This window comes from Micromonospora sp. M61 (assembly GCF_018070245.1).
GTDB classification, from domain to species: Bacteria; Actinomycetota; Actinomycetes; order Mycobacteriales; family Micromonosporaceae; genus Micromonospora; species Micromonospora zamorensis.
In genome coordinates, this window is the sequence record NZ_JAGPYA010000004.1 from 72,010 (window position 1) to 87,202 (window position 15,193).

Genomic DNA, 15,193 nt, shown 5'->3' on the forward strand with positions numbered 1-15,193 from the left:
CCCGGCGGCAGCCCGGGACCGGGCTGCCGCCGATCCCCTCCCCCGCGAGAACCAAGGACTGGTCACGGTGACGACGACCCTCACTCCACCACCCACGGGCACCAGCAGGCGTACGCCCAGCAGGTCCCCGGCGTCAGCGCGTGGCTCCGCCGCACGCGGCCGGCGCGGCGACGGTCGGTTCGTCGCCGCCTGCCTGCTGCCGGCGCTGGCACTGTTCGCGCTGTTCATGATCTGGCCGACCGTCAGCGTGTTCCGGATGTCGCTCTACAGCTGGAGCGGCTTCTCGGCGCAGATGCGGTTCGTCGGCCTGGACAACTTCGCCAAGCTCGTCGACGACGAGCAGTTCCTGCGCGCGTTCCAGAACACTGTCGCGCTGCTCGTGGTCGTGACCGTGGTGACGATGGGGATGGGCCTGTTCCTCGCGGCCGTCATGACCCGGCAGAAGCTGCGCGGCCACACCTTCTACCGGTTCGTGCTCTACATCCCGAACGTGCTCTCGGTCGTGGTCATCGCGGCCATCTTCTCGGCCGTATACGACCAGGAGAACGGCCTGCTCAACGGCACACTCCGGCTGCTCTCGCTGGACGGACTGCAACAGGTCTGGCTGGGCGACCAGAAGGTGGTGCTCTATTCGGTCGCGACCGCGATGCTGTGGCAGTCGCTGGGCTACTACATGGTCATCTACATGTCGAGCATGGCGAGCATCCCGGAGGAGTTGTACGAGGCCTCCGCGCTCGACGGCGCCTCGGCCAGCCGGCAGTTCTTCGCCGTCACGCTGCCGCTGATCTGGCAGAACCTGCGCACGACGTTGACCTTCTTCATCCTCAGCGCGGTCAACCTCAGCTTCGTGCTGGTTCGCGCGATGACCGGCGGCGGCCCGGACGGCGCCTCCGAGGTGCTGCTCAGCTACATGTACAAGCAGGCGTACACGAACTCGGCCTACGGCTACGGCATGGCCATCGGCGTGGTGATCTTCGCTTTCTCGTTCCTCGTGTCGCTCCTGGTGAGCCGCGCGACCCGGCGTGAGCCCCTCCAGTTCTAGAGGACAGTCCCATGACCACGATCAACAAATCCGGTCCACGGCCCGGCCGTGGCCTCACCCACCTGCTCGTCGGCGGGATCACGCTGCTCATCGTGATCCCGGTCGCCTGGGTGCTGGTGGCCTCACTCAAACGCAAGAGCGAGTTCTTCGGCAGCCCCTGGACCCTGCCCGAGGGCCTGCACCTGCAGAACTACGTCGACGCGTTCGGCGGTGCGCAGATGGGCCGCTACTTCGCCACGTCGGTCCTGGTCACGCTCCTCGGCCTGGTCTTCGTGCTGGCTGTCTCGGTGCCGGCGGCGTACGTCGTCGCCCGGTACGAGTTCCGCGGCAAGGGCATCGTCGAGGTGGCACTGCTGGCTGGGCTGTTCGTCAACGTCAACTACATCGTCGTGCCGATCTTCCTGATGCTGGTCGACTGGGACCGCGCGCTGGTCGACGTGTTTCCGGACGGGTTCTTCCTCGACAACCCGGCGATGCTCTCGCTGGTCTACGCGGCGACCTCGATCCCGTTCACGATCTATCTGCTGACCGCGTACTTTCGCTCGATTCCAGCGGAGTTCGAGGAGGCGGCGCTGTTGGACGGCGCGTCCCGGTTCCGGATCATGACGCGGGTGATGCTGCCGATGGCCCGGCCGGCGGTCACCACGGTGATCCTGTTCAACTTCCTGGCGTACTGGAACGACTTCGTCATCGCGCTGACCCTGCTGCCCGGCGAGGGCAAGACGTTGCAGGTCGGCCTGCTCAACCTGATGGCCGCGCAGAAGGCGGCCGCGGACCCCGGGCGGCTCTACGCCGGCATGGTCATCGTCATCGTGCCGGTGCTGCTTCTGTACGCGCTGATCCAGCGTCGCCTGATCCAGGGCATGGCTGCCGGCGGCGTCAAGGGCTGAGGCCCGAGAAAGGGATGTCATGAAGGAATCCACGCGTGCCACTCTGCTCATCGTCGCCCGGCTGCTGATCGCGCTCGTCTGCGTCGTCACCGTGGTGGTCGTTCGACCCACGGTCGGATGGGGCAACCTCGCGATCATGCTCGTGGCGCTCGCCGTGCTGATCGGTCTTCTCGCGGACTACAACCGAAAGTTCCGGTGACCCGGACCGGCGCCGGCCGACGAGCCCGCGGTCCCCCGGGCCCGTCGCTGGCCTCACCCCCGGTCGTACGCGCAGGACAGCTCCAAGGAAGTGAACTGCTCCCCACCACCCCCATGGTTAGGACTTCCGATGCGTTTGTTCAGGTCCTCGTTGGTGGCTTTGACCACGCTAGCCACCGCGATACTCGTCGCCGCGCCCCCCGCCGCGGCAGCCGCAACGAACTACTACGTCGACTGCTCCGCGAGCACTTCGGGCAGCGGCACCCAGGCCAGTCCCTGGAACAGCTTCACGCCGGTGAACGCCAGGACGTTCGCCGCCGGAGATCAGATCCTGATCCGGCGAGGCACGACCTGCGCCAACCAGCAACTCTTCCCCAAGGGTTCCGGCGCGGCCGGCGCACCGATCATCATTGACGCGTACGGCAGCGGCGCCAAGCCGGTGCTGGCCGGCAACGGCGCCGTCATCGACGTGGTCAAGCTCTACAACCAGCAGTACTGGGAGATCCGCAACCTGGACATCTCCAACAAGGGGTCGGCGATCGCCACCCGCCGTGGCGTGCACATCATCCGCGAGAACTCCGGCACCGGCACCTACTACCGGGTGACCGGGCTCAGCGTCCACGACGTCAACGGCAACCAGACCAAGAAGGACGACGACGCCAGCGCCGGCATCTTCTTCGAGGTCCTCGGTTACACAACGCAGACGAAGTTCGACGACGTGTTGATCAACAACAACACGATCGCCACCGTCGACCGCTACGGCATCCACTTCTGGACCCGCTGGATGGTCCGACCCGAGCTGGCCAACCCGAACTGCGGCTCCACCTGCGGAAACTGGCTTCCGCAGACCCGGGTCGTCGTACGCGGCAACACGGTCACCGACATCGGCGGCGACGCCATCGACGTGCACCACACCCAGAGCGCCCTGGTCGAGAACAACCGGGTGGACGGCTTCCGGGTCCGCGAGCCAGCGCAGTGCGCCGCCGGCATCTGGGGCTGGAACATCAACGACGCCCTGTTCCAGTTCAACGAGGTCAGCGGTGGCCGGAGCACCTGTGACGGCCAGGGCCTCGACCTGGACGAGGGCAACATCCGCACCATCTACCAGTACAACTACAGCCACGACAACGAGGGCGGCTTCATCCTGCTGTGCAACGGCGGGGGTTCCACCACCAAGGACAACATCGTGCGCTACAACATCAGCCAGAACGACCGCGGCCAGATCTTCGACCTGGTCTGCGGCAAGCTCACCAACACGAAGATCTACAACAACGTCTTCTACGTGGGCGAGGCCGCCCAGATCATCAACAACGGCAACGGCTCGGGCGGCGCCAATGTCGAGTTCTACAACAACATCTTCTACGTGACCACGACCCAGGCCAGCTACAACGCCGGCGCTCTGCTGTTCGACTCCAACGTGTTCTACGGCCAGCACCCGGCCGGCGAGCCCGCCGACTCGAACAAGATCACCGCGGATCCGCTGTTCGTCGCGCCGGGCACCGCCACCTCGATCAGTGACGCCGGTGGCTACCGGCTGCGCACGGGCTCACCGGCACTGGCGAGTGGCCAGGTCATGACCGCCCCGGGCAGCCGCGACTACTTCGGTGGCGCCGTCACCCAGGGATGCCGTCCCGACCGGGGCGCGCACCAGCTGAGCACGGTCTGCGTGCCCAGCGCCGGCGTCATCCCCCGCACCGGCTGGTCGCTGAAGTACACGGACAGCCAGGAGACCGCCGCCGAGAACGGGGCGGCCACCAACGCCTTCGACGGCAACCTCAGCACGATCTGGCACACCAGGTACACCGGCGGCAACGCCCCGATGCCCCACGAGATCCAGATCAATCTCGGTGCGAGCTACTCCGTCTCCGGAATCCGCTACCTGCCCCGGCAGGACAGCGGTGGCGGCGCCGCCAACGGGCGCATCGGCCAGTACGAGGTCTACGTCAGCACTGACGGCGTCAACTGGGGAACGGCCGTGGCCACCGGCACCTTCGCCAACAACGCCAGCCAGAAGGAGGTCCGGTTCACCGCCAAGACCGGGCAGTACCTGCGGCTGCGCGCCCTGAGCGAGGTCAACGGCAACCCGTGGACCACCGCCGCGGAGATCTACGCCCTCAACTGACCGGGCACAAACACCAGGGAGCCTCCGGCATCGCGCCGGAGGCTCCCTCACGAGTACATCAGGTGCAGCGTCATCCCGGCTTCGGCGTGCGCCAGGTTGTGGCAGTGGTTGGCCCACGTGCCGGGGTTGTCGGCCCGGAACGCCACCTCCCACACGTCGCCGGGGCGTACGTCGAAGGAGTCCAACCACAACGGGCTGCCCGTCGCCCGCCGGTCGTTGCGGGACAGCACCAGGACGTGATGGCCGTGCAGATGCCACGGGTGCACGATCTGGGACCGGTTGACGATCGTGAACTTCACGGCGTCACCGAGGCGTACGACCTGCGGTGGGATGTCCGGGTCGGCCGCGCCGTTGACGGTGTGGGCGTATCGCGGGAGCAGTCCCCGCAGGTCCAGGCCGCGGTCGAGAACGAGGGTGAACTCCCTGTCGAACCGGGACCACGGCACCGCGGAAGCGCCGCCGTAGGTGAGCGGATCCAACACCGGCCAGGCGGTGGTGGCCGCCGAGACCGGTCCGGTCGAGTAGACGGCCCGGCCATCGACGAACAGGGCGACCGGCGTGGCGGGCGCGGTGAACACCAGGTCGTAGCGTCCCCCGGCCGGGATCGACACGGCGGTGTCCACGAGCGGGGTCGGGCCGTGCAGGTCGGATCCGTCGATCGCGGCGACCCGGAACGGGGTGCCGGCCAACGCGTACCGGTGCGTCGTGCTGTCGGTGTTGATCAGCCTCAGCCGCACGGGCACCCCCGCCTCCACCGGCTCGGTTCTCGGCTCGGGCAGCGCGACACCGGCCAGGGTGTGCACCGGCACTGTGACGTCGACGCCGGTCACCGCCGTCGGGCGCACCACCAGGACACCGTAGAGGCCCATCCGCACGCCGACGTCGGAGACCGAATGCGTGTGGTACCAGTACGTGCCGACCTGGTCGGCACGGAACCGGTAGACGAACTCCTGCCCGGGCCGGACCGCCGCCTGGGTCACTCCGGGCACCCCGTCCTGGCTGTTCGGCACGTCGTACCCGTGCCAGTGCAGGGTGACGCCCTTGGCGATGTCCCGGTTGCGCAAGGTCACCTCGATGACGTCGCCGACGGTGGCCGTCAGCTCCGGCCCGGGGACCTGCGCGTTGAACGCCCACGCCGCGACGTCCCGGCCGCCCGCCCGCACCGTGGCGGTCGCGGCCGTCAGGGTGAACCGCCTGGTCGGTTCGCCGACGGTCCGCGCATCCCCGTATTCATGATCGTGGGGTACGCCGGGCGCTGCGGTCGGGGCGACGACCAGCCCGGTTCCGGTGACCAGCGCCGCGATCGCCACCCCGAGGGCCGCCCGGGACACCGTCCGGGACGGGCGCGCGCCGAGGGCGAGCCACGAGACCGCCGTTGCCGCCAGCACCCCGGCGACCGCCAGCAGTCCCACACCCGCCGACGCCGGATAGCCGTGCAGCAGCGTCACGAGCAGGGCGCTGCTCTGCGCGTACCCGGCGAAGAGGAGCGGGACCGCGACGGACCGGATGTCACCCGCGGCCCGCAGCAGCCGCGGCCCGGCGACGGCGACCGCCGCGAGCGACAGTGGGGCGGCGATGAGGACCTTCTCGGCCGCGAACCACCAGCCGGTGCGGGCGAGCGCGGTGATCGTGACCGCGCGGGCGAGCGTGGCGAGCAGCGCGAAGGCCGCCAGCCCCAGCGCGAGCGGGCGACGCCGAGCGGCGGACGCCGCACCACCGCCCAGCCATCCGCCGGCCGCCAGGACCGCGATCACGAGGTCGGCCGCGAGCAGCGAGCCGGTGGTCATGCCGGCTCCCCCTCGAGAACCGTCACGGGTGCGGCGTCGACAGGTTCCGGTCGGTCCAGCTGTCGCGCTGCCCTCAACACGCCGACCACGACGTGCACAGCGATGATTCCGTTGACCGCGTGCAGCCCGGCGATGGTCAGGCCGAGCGGCGTGCTGGCGCCGGCGTCGTCGGTGGACGCGTTCGCGAGCATGGCGATGAGCGCCTGCACGACGACGAGCCCGACAGGCAGGACCGCCAGTCCGATGATCCGGCCCGGCGCCTTCGCCAGCGCGGCGAACAGGGCGGTGAGCATTGTGAGAACGGGGATGACCGCCATGCCGTTGACGCTGTGCAGGGCGTACGCGCCGTCGCCGGCGGGCTTCGTGAACCCGCCCACGGCGGCGAAGACGAACTGCAGGGCGAACGAGACGAGCAACAGGATGCTGACGATGACGAATGCCTTGCGCATGGTGAGCTCCTAGAGGTGTGCCGAGGTCAGGGCCCGGGCGACGTGATCGGTGGCCGTGATCGCCCCGTACGCGACGAGCCGCACGAGGTCGGCGTCGGCGGGATGGGAGAGCCGCCAGAGGGCCACGTCGCCCACGCTGATCGCGCTGGGTGCGAACGCCGCCAGCAACGCGATCCGGGTCCCGACGCGGTCCGTTCCGGGTACGTCCCGGACCAGGTCGACGGCCCAGTCCGAGGGCCGGGCGGGGTAGCGGCCGTCCTCCCAGCGCACGGCTGCCGTGACGGTCTGGCGCGCCACGTCGCCCAGCAGGTCCCCGGCCTGCATGGCGGCGTTCCTCAGGGCCGCGTACGCGACGCCGACCGGGCTCTCCCCCGCCCAGGCCGGTGGTTCCGTCGTACCGACGTCGAGCAGCGGGAGGCTGCGGCCGGGTTGCCTCGGTTCCCGGGCCGTCCTGGCGTAGAGCCGGCCCCCGACCGACCGCACCACTGAGGAGCGTTGCAGGCCACCGGGCAGCAGATCGGGGTCGAGCAGCGCCGAGACGACCCGGTTGATGAAGTGGAAGACGAGCAGGGTGCCGGTGACCTCGGGGCCGTACCGACTGGTCCAGCCGGCGGCCATCGGGCTGCGGCTCGCCTCCGCCCAGGCGGCCAGCTCGGCGTGCCTCGGCTCGGACGGCGTCCCGCCACGGGCGATGACCTCGGCCACCTCGTGCTCGCCCAGCGCGTGCAGCAGCATCACGTGGGCGTCGACGCAGAACCGGCAGCGGTTGGCCCGGGACACCGCCGACGCGACGATCTCGCGGTCGACCCGGGACACGTCCCCGGCGAGCAGGGCCTCACGCATCAGCGACCAGGTCGCGGCCAGCACCTCCGGCACGGCCGCGAGCGCCTGGAAGGTGGGTGCCGGGCCGAGGAACTCGTCTCTCAGCTGCCGGTAGACCTCGCCGGTCAGACCGGTTGCCGCACTCGCTGGAGCCGGGGTGAAGAAGCGGTATGTCATGGGTTCGATGCTTGACCTGAGGGGTCGGAAAAGCGTCGTGCCACCGCAGGCACTTGGCTGGCCGCCGATACCGCGTCCGCAGTACGCCCACCTACCGCAGGCGGTGGATGCTCGCGGGTGGCGGCCCGTTCTACAGTGCGACCATGCGTCGCGACCTGCCGTACGCCCTCAGCGGCCTCGCACTCGGTGGCCTCCTGCTCGGCAACGCCGCGCTCGCGCCGGACGCCGCTCCGGTGCGGGTGGTCGACGTCTTCCTGGTCCTGGCCATGGCGGCGGCCATGGCGGTATGCCGGCGTTACCCGGTGGTGGCGTTGGGCGTGGTGACCGCCGCCATGCTGGCCCTGCACGTCCGGGTGCACCCCGGATTGTCCGTGGCGTTCCCCGTCCTCGGCGCGGCGTACGTCGCCGCCTGGCGGGGGCACCGATCGGCCACCGTTTCGGCCAGTCTGGTCTTCCTCGGCGGCTTCCTGGCCCGCGACATCTCGGCCGCGCCCGCCGACCGGCCCGGCCAGCTGATCGTCGACTGGACCGCCCTCCTGCTGGGCTGGTTTGTGGCGGCCAACGTCGCCGGGCTCGTCGCCCGGCAGCGTCGGGCGTACCTGGAACAGGTCGAACAACGGGCGATCGAGGCTGAACGCACCCGCGAGGAGATGGCGTTGCGTCGTGCCGGGGAGGAGCGCCTGCGCATCGCCCGGGATCTGCACGACTCGCTGACCCACAGCATCTCCGTGATCAAGGTCCAGGCCGGGATCGCCGTGCACCTGGCCCGCAAGCACGGCGAGGAACCTTCGGCCACGTTGCTGGCGATCCAGGAGGCCAGCGGCGCCGCGATGCGGGAACTGCGCACGACGCTCGACGTTCTCCGCTCCCCCACCGACGGAGACCCCGTCGGACTGGCCCGGGTGGACGAGCTTGCCGAGCGGACCCGGGCGGCCGGCGTACCGGTGCAGGTGACCGTCACCGGTCGGCCCCGGGACTTACCCGCCGAGGTCGACCAGGCCGGGTACCGCGTCGTCCAGGAGGCCCTGACCAACGTGGCCCGCCACGCCGGTCCCGCCACCGCGCAGATCCACGTCGAGTACGCCCCGGCGCAGCTGACCGTCTCGGTCGCCGACGACGGCCAAGCGTCGCCGGACCGGACGACGACACCCGGCGTGGGCCTGCGCGGCATGCGGGAACGGGTGACCGGGCTGGGCGGCACCCTGCGGGCCGCCGCCCGCGACGACCACGGATTCACGGTACGGGCGACGTTCCCCCTGGACGGCACACCATGATTCGGGTCCTGCTCGTCGATGACCAGGCTCTGATGCGGGCCGGATTCCGGGCGCTACTCGACGCCGAGGACGACCTGGAGGTGGTCGGCGAGGCCACCGACGGCAGATCGGCCGTCCAGCTGTCGCGACGCCTACGACCGGACGTCGTGCTCATGGACGTGCAGATGCCGGGGCTCGACGGTATCGAGGCCACCCGGCGCATCGCCGCTGATCCCGACCTCGCCGCGGTCCGCGTCCTCATCCTCACCAACTACGGGCTCGACTCCTACGTGTTCGCCGCACTCCGCGCCGGCGCCAGCGGTTTCCTCCTGAAGGACGCCGACCCCGCCGACCTGCTGCAGGCCGTTGCCGTCGTGGCTCGCGGCGACGCGCTACTCGCCCCGGCCGTCACACGCACGCTCATCAGCGAGTTCGTGGCCAGCCCACCGCCGGCCGAGTCAGCGGCCGGACGCGAGGTGCTGACCGCGCGCGAACAGGAGATCGTCGAACTCGTCGCCCGAGGGCTGGGTAACGACGAGATCGCCCTGCGAATGGTGATCAGTCCGTTGACCGCGAAGACGCACGTCAACCGTGCGATGGCGAAGCTGCACTGCCGCGACCGCGCCCAACTGGTCGTGTGGGCGTACGAGTCGGGGCTGATCACACCGCGTCGCCGGTGATCACCGGTCCGGTGGCGCAGACCATGGTCGGAAGTCCCTCCCGCCCGGCCTGCCACCAGCGGGGCCAGCGCCTCAGCCCGCGGCGGGTCGGGCGCGAACGTGCAACCGCTCCCCCTGCGGGCCGAAGAGACTGAGGGCCTCCGCCGTGCCGGGGCCGGGGTTGAGGACGAGGTGCGGGACCCGGGTGTCGAACTCGGCCACCTCGCCCGGGGTCAGCATCAGGTCACGGTCGCCGAGCAGCAGGCGCAGTCGGCCGGACAGCACGTACAGCCACTCGTACCCCTCGTGGGTCTGCGGGGTTCGCTCCCCGGCGGACGGATCCGGCGGGAAGATCTGTTTGAACGCCTGCAGGCCGCCCGGTCGGCGGGTCAACGGCAGGAACGTGATGCCGTGGATGACGATCGGTTTGGGGCGTACGCGAGGGTCGCCGGTGGCCGGGGCGTCGACCAGCTCGTCCAGCGCCACCTGGTAGGCGCGGGCCAGCGGGAGCAGCAGCTCCAGGGTGGGTCGGCGGCTGCCGGATTCCAGCCGGGACAGGGTGCTCACCGAGATGCCGGTGAGGTCGGCGAGCTGGGTCAGCGTGATCGCGCGTTGATTGCGCAGGGCACGCAGCCGGGGGCCGACGGCCGCCAGCGCGGCGGAGTCCTCATTTGCCATAACGGCAAGGATAGTTGCCACCTGGCCGGGGGCGACGCATGGTGGGCTCAGCCGACAGAGTCAGAGGGAGATACCGGTGGAAGAGACATACGACGTGGTGGTGGTGGGCGGCGGCGCCGCTGGGCTCAGCGGAGCCCTGGCGCTGAGCCGGGCCCGCCGGTCGGTGCTGGTGATCGACTCCGGTGAGCCGCGCAACGCGCCGGCCGACCGGGTGCACAACTACCTGGGCCGGGAGGGGACGCCGCCGGGCGAGTTGCTCGAGGTCGGGCGGGCCGAGGTCGCCGGGTACGGCGGGCAGTTCCACACCGGGCGGGTGAAGGAGGTGACCCGCGACGACGACGGGTTCCGGCTCGGCCTCGACGGCGGGGGTTCGGTGCGCGCCCGTCGGCTGTTGGTGACCACCGGGCTGACCGACGAACTGCCCGACGTGCCCGGTCTGGCCCAGCGGTGGGGACGCGACGTGCTGCACTGCCCGTACTGCCACGGCTGGGAGGTTCGCGACCGGCGGATCGGCATCCTGGCGACCGGACCGTTCGCCGTGCACCAGGCCGAGATGTGGCGACAGTGGAGTGCCGACGTGCTGCTCCTGCTGCACGACGCCCCCGCACCGGACGCGGAGGCCGCCGAGCGGCTCGCCGCCCGGGGCATCGCGGTTGTCCCGGGCCCGATCGCCGAGATCGAGGTGACCGGGGACGCGCTGACCGGCGTACGGCTGGCCGACGGGCGGGTGGTGGCGCTCGACGCGGTGGTGGTCGCGACGCGGCTGACCCCCCGCTCCGGCCTGCTGGTAGGGCTGGGCCTGGCCCCGGAGGAGGTGACGATGGGCGAGCACGTCATCGGCGCCCAGATTCCGGCCGATCCCACCGGCGCGACGAGCGTCCCGGGCGTCTGGGTGGCGGGCAACGTGGCCGACATCCGTGGCCAGGTGATCACGTCCGCCGCGGCCGGCCTCACCGCCGGCGCGGCGATCAACGCCGACCTGATCGCCGAGGAGACCCGGGCTGCGGTCACCGCGTACCGCCAGGTGGTGGCCACCGCGTTCGAGGAACCGGCGTGGGAGGAGCGCTACCAGTCCCGGCCGTCGGTCTGGAGTGGTCGGCCGAACCCGCAGTTGGTCGCCGAGGTCGCGGACCTGCCCCCGGGGCGCGCGCTGGACGTGGGCAGCGGGGAGGGCGCCGACGCGGTGTGGCTGGCCGAGCGCGGCTGGCAGGTCACGGCGGTGGACATCTCCACCACCGCACTGGACCGGGCCGCCGCGCACGCCGACACCGCCGGCGTCGGTGCTCGGATCGACTTCACGCACGCAGACCTGCGCGACAAGCCCCCCGCCGAGGAGGCGTACGACCTGGTGTCGGCGCAGTTCATGCACCTGCCGCCGGTGCAGCGACAGGAGCTGTTCGCCCGGTTGGCCGCGGCGGTGGCGCCGGGCGGAGTTCTGCTGATCGTCGGGCACCACCCGTCGGATCTGTGGACGACGGCACGCCGGATGCACATGCCGGACATGATGTTCACCGCCGAGGACGTGGCCGCCACCCTGGACCCGTCTGACTGGGAGGTGCTGACGGCCGAGGCCCGCCCCCGCGCAGCCACCGACGAGAACGGCCAGCAGATAACAATCCACGACGCGGTGCTCGTGGCGCGCCGCCGCTAGACCGCCGTCGACGCGCGCGAAGCCCACTCCGTCGATCATGGAGTTGTGGTGCCGGAATGGTGATGGTCCACGACCTTTGTCACCCACCACAACTCCATGATCGACGCAGGCGGGAGGTGGGCGGGGCGCGGGCGGGGGGCCGGCGGGCACTGAGACGTGAGAGGGGGTGGGGCGGGACTTCGCATGAGGTCGGCTCGGCGGTAGCGTTGCGCCACACTGACGGCCCGCGGGGCAGGCGACCGCCGACCCTCACGCCCCCCGATCGTACGGAGGATGGTGCATGTCCATTGGCGCTGAGCCGCGCGCAGGACGCGACGATGCGGCCTCGCGGCCACACTTCGAGCTCACCCTGCGCGGCTACGACAAACGCCAGGTGGACCGACACCTGGAGCAGCTCGACGGTCAGATCGCGATGCTCAGTGGGGAGCATGGGCGTTCCGCCGTTCGGGTCCGTGAACTGACCGCCGAGGTGCAGCGACTGCGTACCGAACTGGCCGACCTTCAGGAGCAACCGGTGCAGGTGGACCGCGCGACGATCCACGATCTGGGGCCGATGGTCGCCGAGATCATGACGCTCGCCGACAAGCAGGCCGCCATGATCATCGAGTCGGCGACCGACCGGGCGAACGAGCTGCGCAGCGAGTCGGAGCGCATCCTCGCCGACACCCGTGAGCGGGCCGCGCAGGCACGCCAGGACCTGGCCGAGGAGTTGGCGACCCGGCGTACCGAGCAGGAGCAGGCGCACGAGGAGCGGCGCACCCTGGCCGAGGCCGAGCTGACCGCGATCCGCGAGCACGCGGAGCAGCTGCGCGCCGACGGTGAGGCCGCCCACGAGCGCGCCCAGCACGAGGCGAAGCGGATCACCGAACAGAGCGCGCAGCAGCTCAACCAGACGCGGGTCGCCGCCGACGCGTTGATGAAGTCGGCGCGCACCCAGATCCAGCAGGAACTCCAGTCGGCCCGCGCGAAGAACCAGCAGGAGATGGCCCAGTGGCAGGCCAACGTGGAGCGCGAGGTCAACGAGCGTCGGACCGCCGCGGAGCGGGACATCGCCGAGCAGCAGGCCGCCGCTGAGCAGGAGCTCGCTGAGCAGAGCAACGCGACCGAGCAGCAGATCGCCGCGCTGCTGGCCGAAGCGCAGCAGCACGTGACCGAGCTGCGCAACCGCGCCGACGAGCAGGCCGCCAGCCACCAGCAGCAGCTCACCGCCCTCCAGCAGGAGATCGAGGAGCGTCAGCAGGAGGCCGCCGCGCTGCACACCGAGCTGGAGACCGGCAGTCAGCAGCTCGCCGAGATCCGCGAGGAGGGCGAGACGCTGGAGAACGAGCTGTCGAGGATGCAGCAGCGGCTCAGTGAGGTCCGCCGGGACCTCACCGCCGAGAGCGCCCGGCTGGAGGAGGCCCGACGGGCCGGCGACTCCGCCGAGCGGCACGCCAAGGAGGTCCGCGCCCGGGTGCAGCGGGAGGCGAAGCGGGTGGCCGACCTCGCCGCCGCCGCGGTGATGGCCGCGGCCGCCGGGGGTACGGAGACCGCCGAGTACCCGATGGTGGGTTCCCGTTCCGGTTTCGATCGCCCCAGCGCCGACCGCTCCCCCGCCGATCGGGTCGCTGAGGTGCGCAACGAGAGTGACCGGCCTGGTGACGACGAGTCCGCCGCCGACCAGTCCGGGAGTGAGCAGTCCGATGCCGAGCGCTCGCACCGGCCGACCAACCTCGACGAGTCGGTGAACACGCCCACCGACCGGCCGGCGGACGCGCCCACGGACGAGGCCGAGCGGATCTTCACTCGGCCCGACGCCCCGACCCCCGTGCCGTTCCTGGCCTTCGGGCAGCCGGTCAGCGAGAACGGCGCCGCCCGGCACTGATGACGGTGACGGTTGTCCCGGGCCCCTGCGATCCCGCACGGCCCGGGACGGTCTCGCCTGCGGTCGACCCGGGGGGATTCTGGGCCGAACCGGGCCGGCGTCTTCCGTGCAGCTGGCAGGCTGGGCTGACCGCCGCGCACCAGCGGTGGCCGCCGGCCCGCCGGCGACCGAGAGGAGCGCCCGGTGACCGACCGACCGGAGGAGTTCGACCTGCTCGTCGTGGGCGGCGGCAAGGCCGGGAAGACGTTGAGCATGGACGTCGCCCGGTCCGGGCAGCGGGTCGCCATGGTCGAACGCGGCATGATCGGCGGCAGCTGCATCAACGTCGCGTGCATCCCGACGAAGGCGCTGGTGACCAGCGCACGGGCGGCGCGCCTGCTGCGTGACGCGTCCGCGCTCGGCCTGGTGGTGGACGGCGGCCGGGTCGACGTGGACCTGTTGCGCGCGCACAAGCAGGACGTCGTCGAGGGGATGGTCGCCGCCAACCGGCAGCAGTTCCTCGACTCCGGTCTGCACCTGGTGATCGGTGAGGCCCGGTTCGTCGGCCCCCGGACCGTACGGGTGTCGCTCGCCGACGGCGGTGAGCGGCTGTTGCGCGGCGACGACGTGGTGATCAACACGGGTACGCGTCCGCATCTGCCCTCGGTGCCCGGGATGGCCGAGGCCGGGGTGCTGACCAGCGACAGCCTGCTGCACCTGGACCGGCTGCCGGGCCGGCTGGTGGTGCTCGGCGGCGGCACCGTCGGGGTGGAGTTCGCGCAGATGTTCGCCTCGTTCGGCAGCGCGGTGACGCTGATCGAGGGCGGCCCGCGACTGCTCACCCGCGAGGACCCCGACGTGAGTGACGCGGTGATGCGCGTCTTCGTCGACGACGGCATCGACGTACGGGTGGGCGTCGCGGTCGCCCGGGTCGACCGCGACGTCGACGGCACGGTCCGGGTGACGCTGGACGACGGCAGCCTGGTGACCGGGGACGACGTGCTGGTGGCGGCCGGCCGGGCACCGGTCACCGACGGGCTCGGCCTGGACGCCGCCGGCGTACGCCTCAGCGAACGGGGGTTCGTGGAGGTCGACGAGCACCTGCGCACCAGCGCAGAGCGGACCTGGGCGGCCGGAGACGTCGCCGGCAGCCCGCAGTTCACCCACGTCTCGCTGGACGACTACCGGATCATCCGCGCGAACCTCGCTGGTGGACAGCGCAGCACCGCCGACCGGTTGATCCCGTACACCGTCTTCACCACCCCGGAGCTGGCCCGGGTCGGGCTCACCGAGACCGAGGCGCGCCGCGCCGGGTACGACGTCCAGGTTGTCCACCTGCCGGTCGCCGCGATCCCCCGGGCGCGCACCCTGCGCCAGACCAAGGGCATGTGGAAGGCGGTCATCGACGCCAGCACCGACCGGATCCTCGGCGCGGCACTGCTCGGCGCCGAGGCCGGTGAGGTGATCACCTCGGTGCAGTTGGCCATGCTCGCCGGGATGCCGTGGACCGCCCTGCGCGACGCGGTCATCACGCACCCGACCATGACCGAGGGTCTCAACCTGCTCTTCGCATCGTTGCAGCCCAGCCCGGTCCGCTGACCGTCTTCACGGTGGCGGCCGGG

At 71.0% G+C, this 15,193-nt stretch carries 13 protein-coding genes; 9 read left to right on the forward strand and 4 right to left on the reverse strand.

Going from position 1 to position 15,193, the window contains the following annotated elements:
• The first annotated feature begins 67 nt into the window (after positions 1-67).
• From KBX34_RS03670 to KBX34_RS03685, 4 genes are all read left to right on the forward strand, one after another.
• On the forward strand, positions 68-1,042 hold the full coding sequence (locus KBX34_RS03670; RefSeq protein ID WP_307871320.1) for a sugar ABC transporter permease: 975 nt from the start codon (positions 68-70) through the stop codon (positions 1,040-1,042).
• 11 nt (positions 1,043-1,053) lie between these two features.
• Positions 1,054-1,932 carry a carbohydrate ABC transporter permease gene (locus KBX34_RS03675; RefSeq protein ID WP_088948546.1) on the forward strand — a complete coding sequence of 293 codons (879 nt, stop codon included), beginning with the start codon at positions 1,054-1,056 and terminating at the stop codon, positions 1,930-1,932.
• Between the two features lie 19 nt (positions 1,933-1,951).
• On the forward strand, positions 1,952-2,131 hold the full coding sequence (locus KBX34_RS03680; RefSeq protein WP_099854229.1) for a hypothetical protein: 180 nt from the start codon (positions 1,952-1,954) through the stop codon (positions 2,129-2,131).
• Between the two features lie 153 nt (positions 2,132-2,284).
• Positions 2,285-4,252, forward strand: a complete 1,968-nt coding sequence (locus tag KBX34_RS03685; RefSeq protein ID WP_210923249.1) for a discoidin domain-containing protein — start codon at positions 2,285-2,287, stop codon at positions 4,250-4,252.
• Positions 4,253-4,299: 47 nt separating this feature from the next.
• Here KBX34_RS03685 and KBX34_RS03690 read toward each other — a convergent pair whose 3' ends face one another.
• From KBX34_RS03690 to KBX34_RS03700, 3 genes are read right to left on the reverse strand one after another with little or no spacing between them, the layout of a single operon-like run.
• Positions 4,300-6,039 (reverse strand): multicopper oxidase family protein, encoded by a 1,740-nt coding sequence (locus tag KBX34_RS03690; RefSeq protein WP_210789947.1) that lies wholly within the window; start codon positions 6,037-6,039, stop codon positions 4,300-4,302.
• On the reverse strand, positions 6,036-6,488 hold the full coding sequence (locus tag KBX34_RS03695) for a DUF6220 domain-containing protein (protein WP_210923252.1): 453 nt from the start codon (positions 6,486-6,488) through the stop codon (positions 6,036-6,038). The genes KBX34_RS03690 and KBX34_RS03695 overlap by 4 nt, the downstream gene beginning before the upstream one ends.
• A gap of 9 nt (positions 6,489-6,497) precedes the next feature.
• Complete coding sequence (locus KBX34_RS03700; protein WP_210923253.1) at positions 6,498-7,487, reverse strand: carboxymuconolactone decarboxylase family protein; 990 nt, start codon at positions 7,485-7,487, stop codon at positions 6,498-6,500.
• 143 nt (positions 7,488-7,630) lie between these two features.
• On the opposite strand from KBX34_RS03700, the gene KBX34_RS03705 reads away from it, so the two are divergent.
• Both KBX34_RS03705 and KBX34_RS03710 read left to right on the forward strand, forming a co-directional pair.
• Complete coding sequence (locus KBX34_RS03705) at positions 7,631-8,761, forward strand: sensor histidine kinase (RefSeq protein ID WP_210923255.1); 1,131 nt, start codon at positions 7,631-7,633, stop codon at positions 8,759-8,761.
• On the forward strand, positions 8,758-9,420 hold the full coding sequence (locus KBX34_RS03710) for a response regulator transcription factor (RefSeq protein ID WP_210923257.1): 663 nt from the start codon (positions 8,758-8,760) through the stop codon (positions 9,418-9,420). Before KBX34_RS03705 ends, KBX34_RS03710 begins: the two co-directional genes overlap by 4 nt.
• 72 nt (positions 9,421-9,492) lie before the next feature.
• Here KBX34_RS03710 and KBX34_RS03715 read toward each other — a convergent pair whose 3' ends face one another.
• Positions 9,493-10,077 carry a helix-turn-helix domain-containing protein gene (locus KBX34_RS03715; protein WP_088948553.1) on the reverse strand — a complete coding sequence of 195 codons (585 nt, stop codon included), beginning with the start codon at positions 10,075-10,077 and terminating at the stop codon, positions 9,493-9,495.
• A gap of 70 nt (positions 10,078-10,147) precedes the next feature.
• Here KBX34_RS03715 and KBX34_RS03720 point away from each other — a divergent pair, with 70 nt between their 5' ends.
• The 3 genes from KBX34_RS03720 to KBX34_RS03730 all read left to right on the forward strand — a co-directional run bounded on the left by KBX34_RS03720 (position 10,148) and on the right by KBX34_RS03730 (position 15,170).
• Positions 10,148-11,728, forward strand: coding sequence for an FAD-dependent oxidoreductase (locus KBX34_RS03720; RefSeq protein ID WP_374223652.1), 1,581 nt, complete (start codon positions 10,148-10,150; stop codon positions 11,726-11,728).
• Positions 11,729-12,008: 280 nt separating this feature from the next.
• A complete protein-coding gene (locus KBX34_RS03725) occupies positions 12,009-13,592 on the forward strand; it encodes a DivIVA domain-containing protein (protein ID WP_210923259.1) in 1,584 nt (527 codons plus the stop codon).
• Between the two features lie 183 nt (positions 13,593-13,775).
• Positions 13,776-15,170, forward strand: coding sequence for an NAD(P)/FAD-dependent oxidoreductase (locus KBX34_RS03730; RefSeq protein ID WP_210923260.1), 1,395 nt, complete (start codon positions 13,776-13,778; stop codon positions 15,168-15,170).
• The last annotated feature ends 23 nt before the right edge of the window (positions 15,171-15,193 follow it).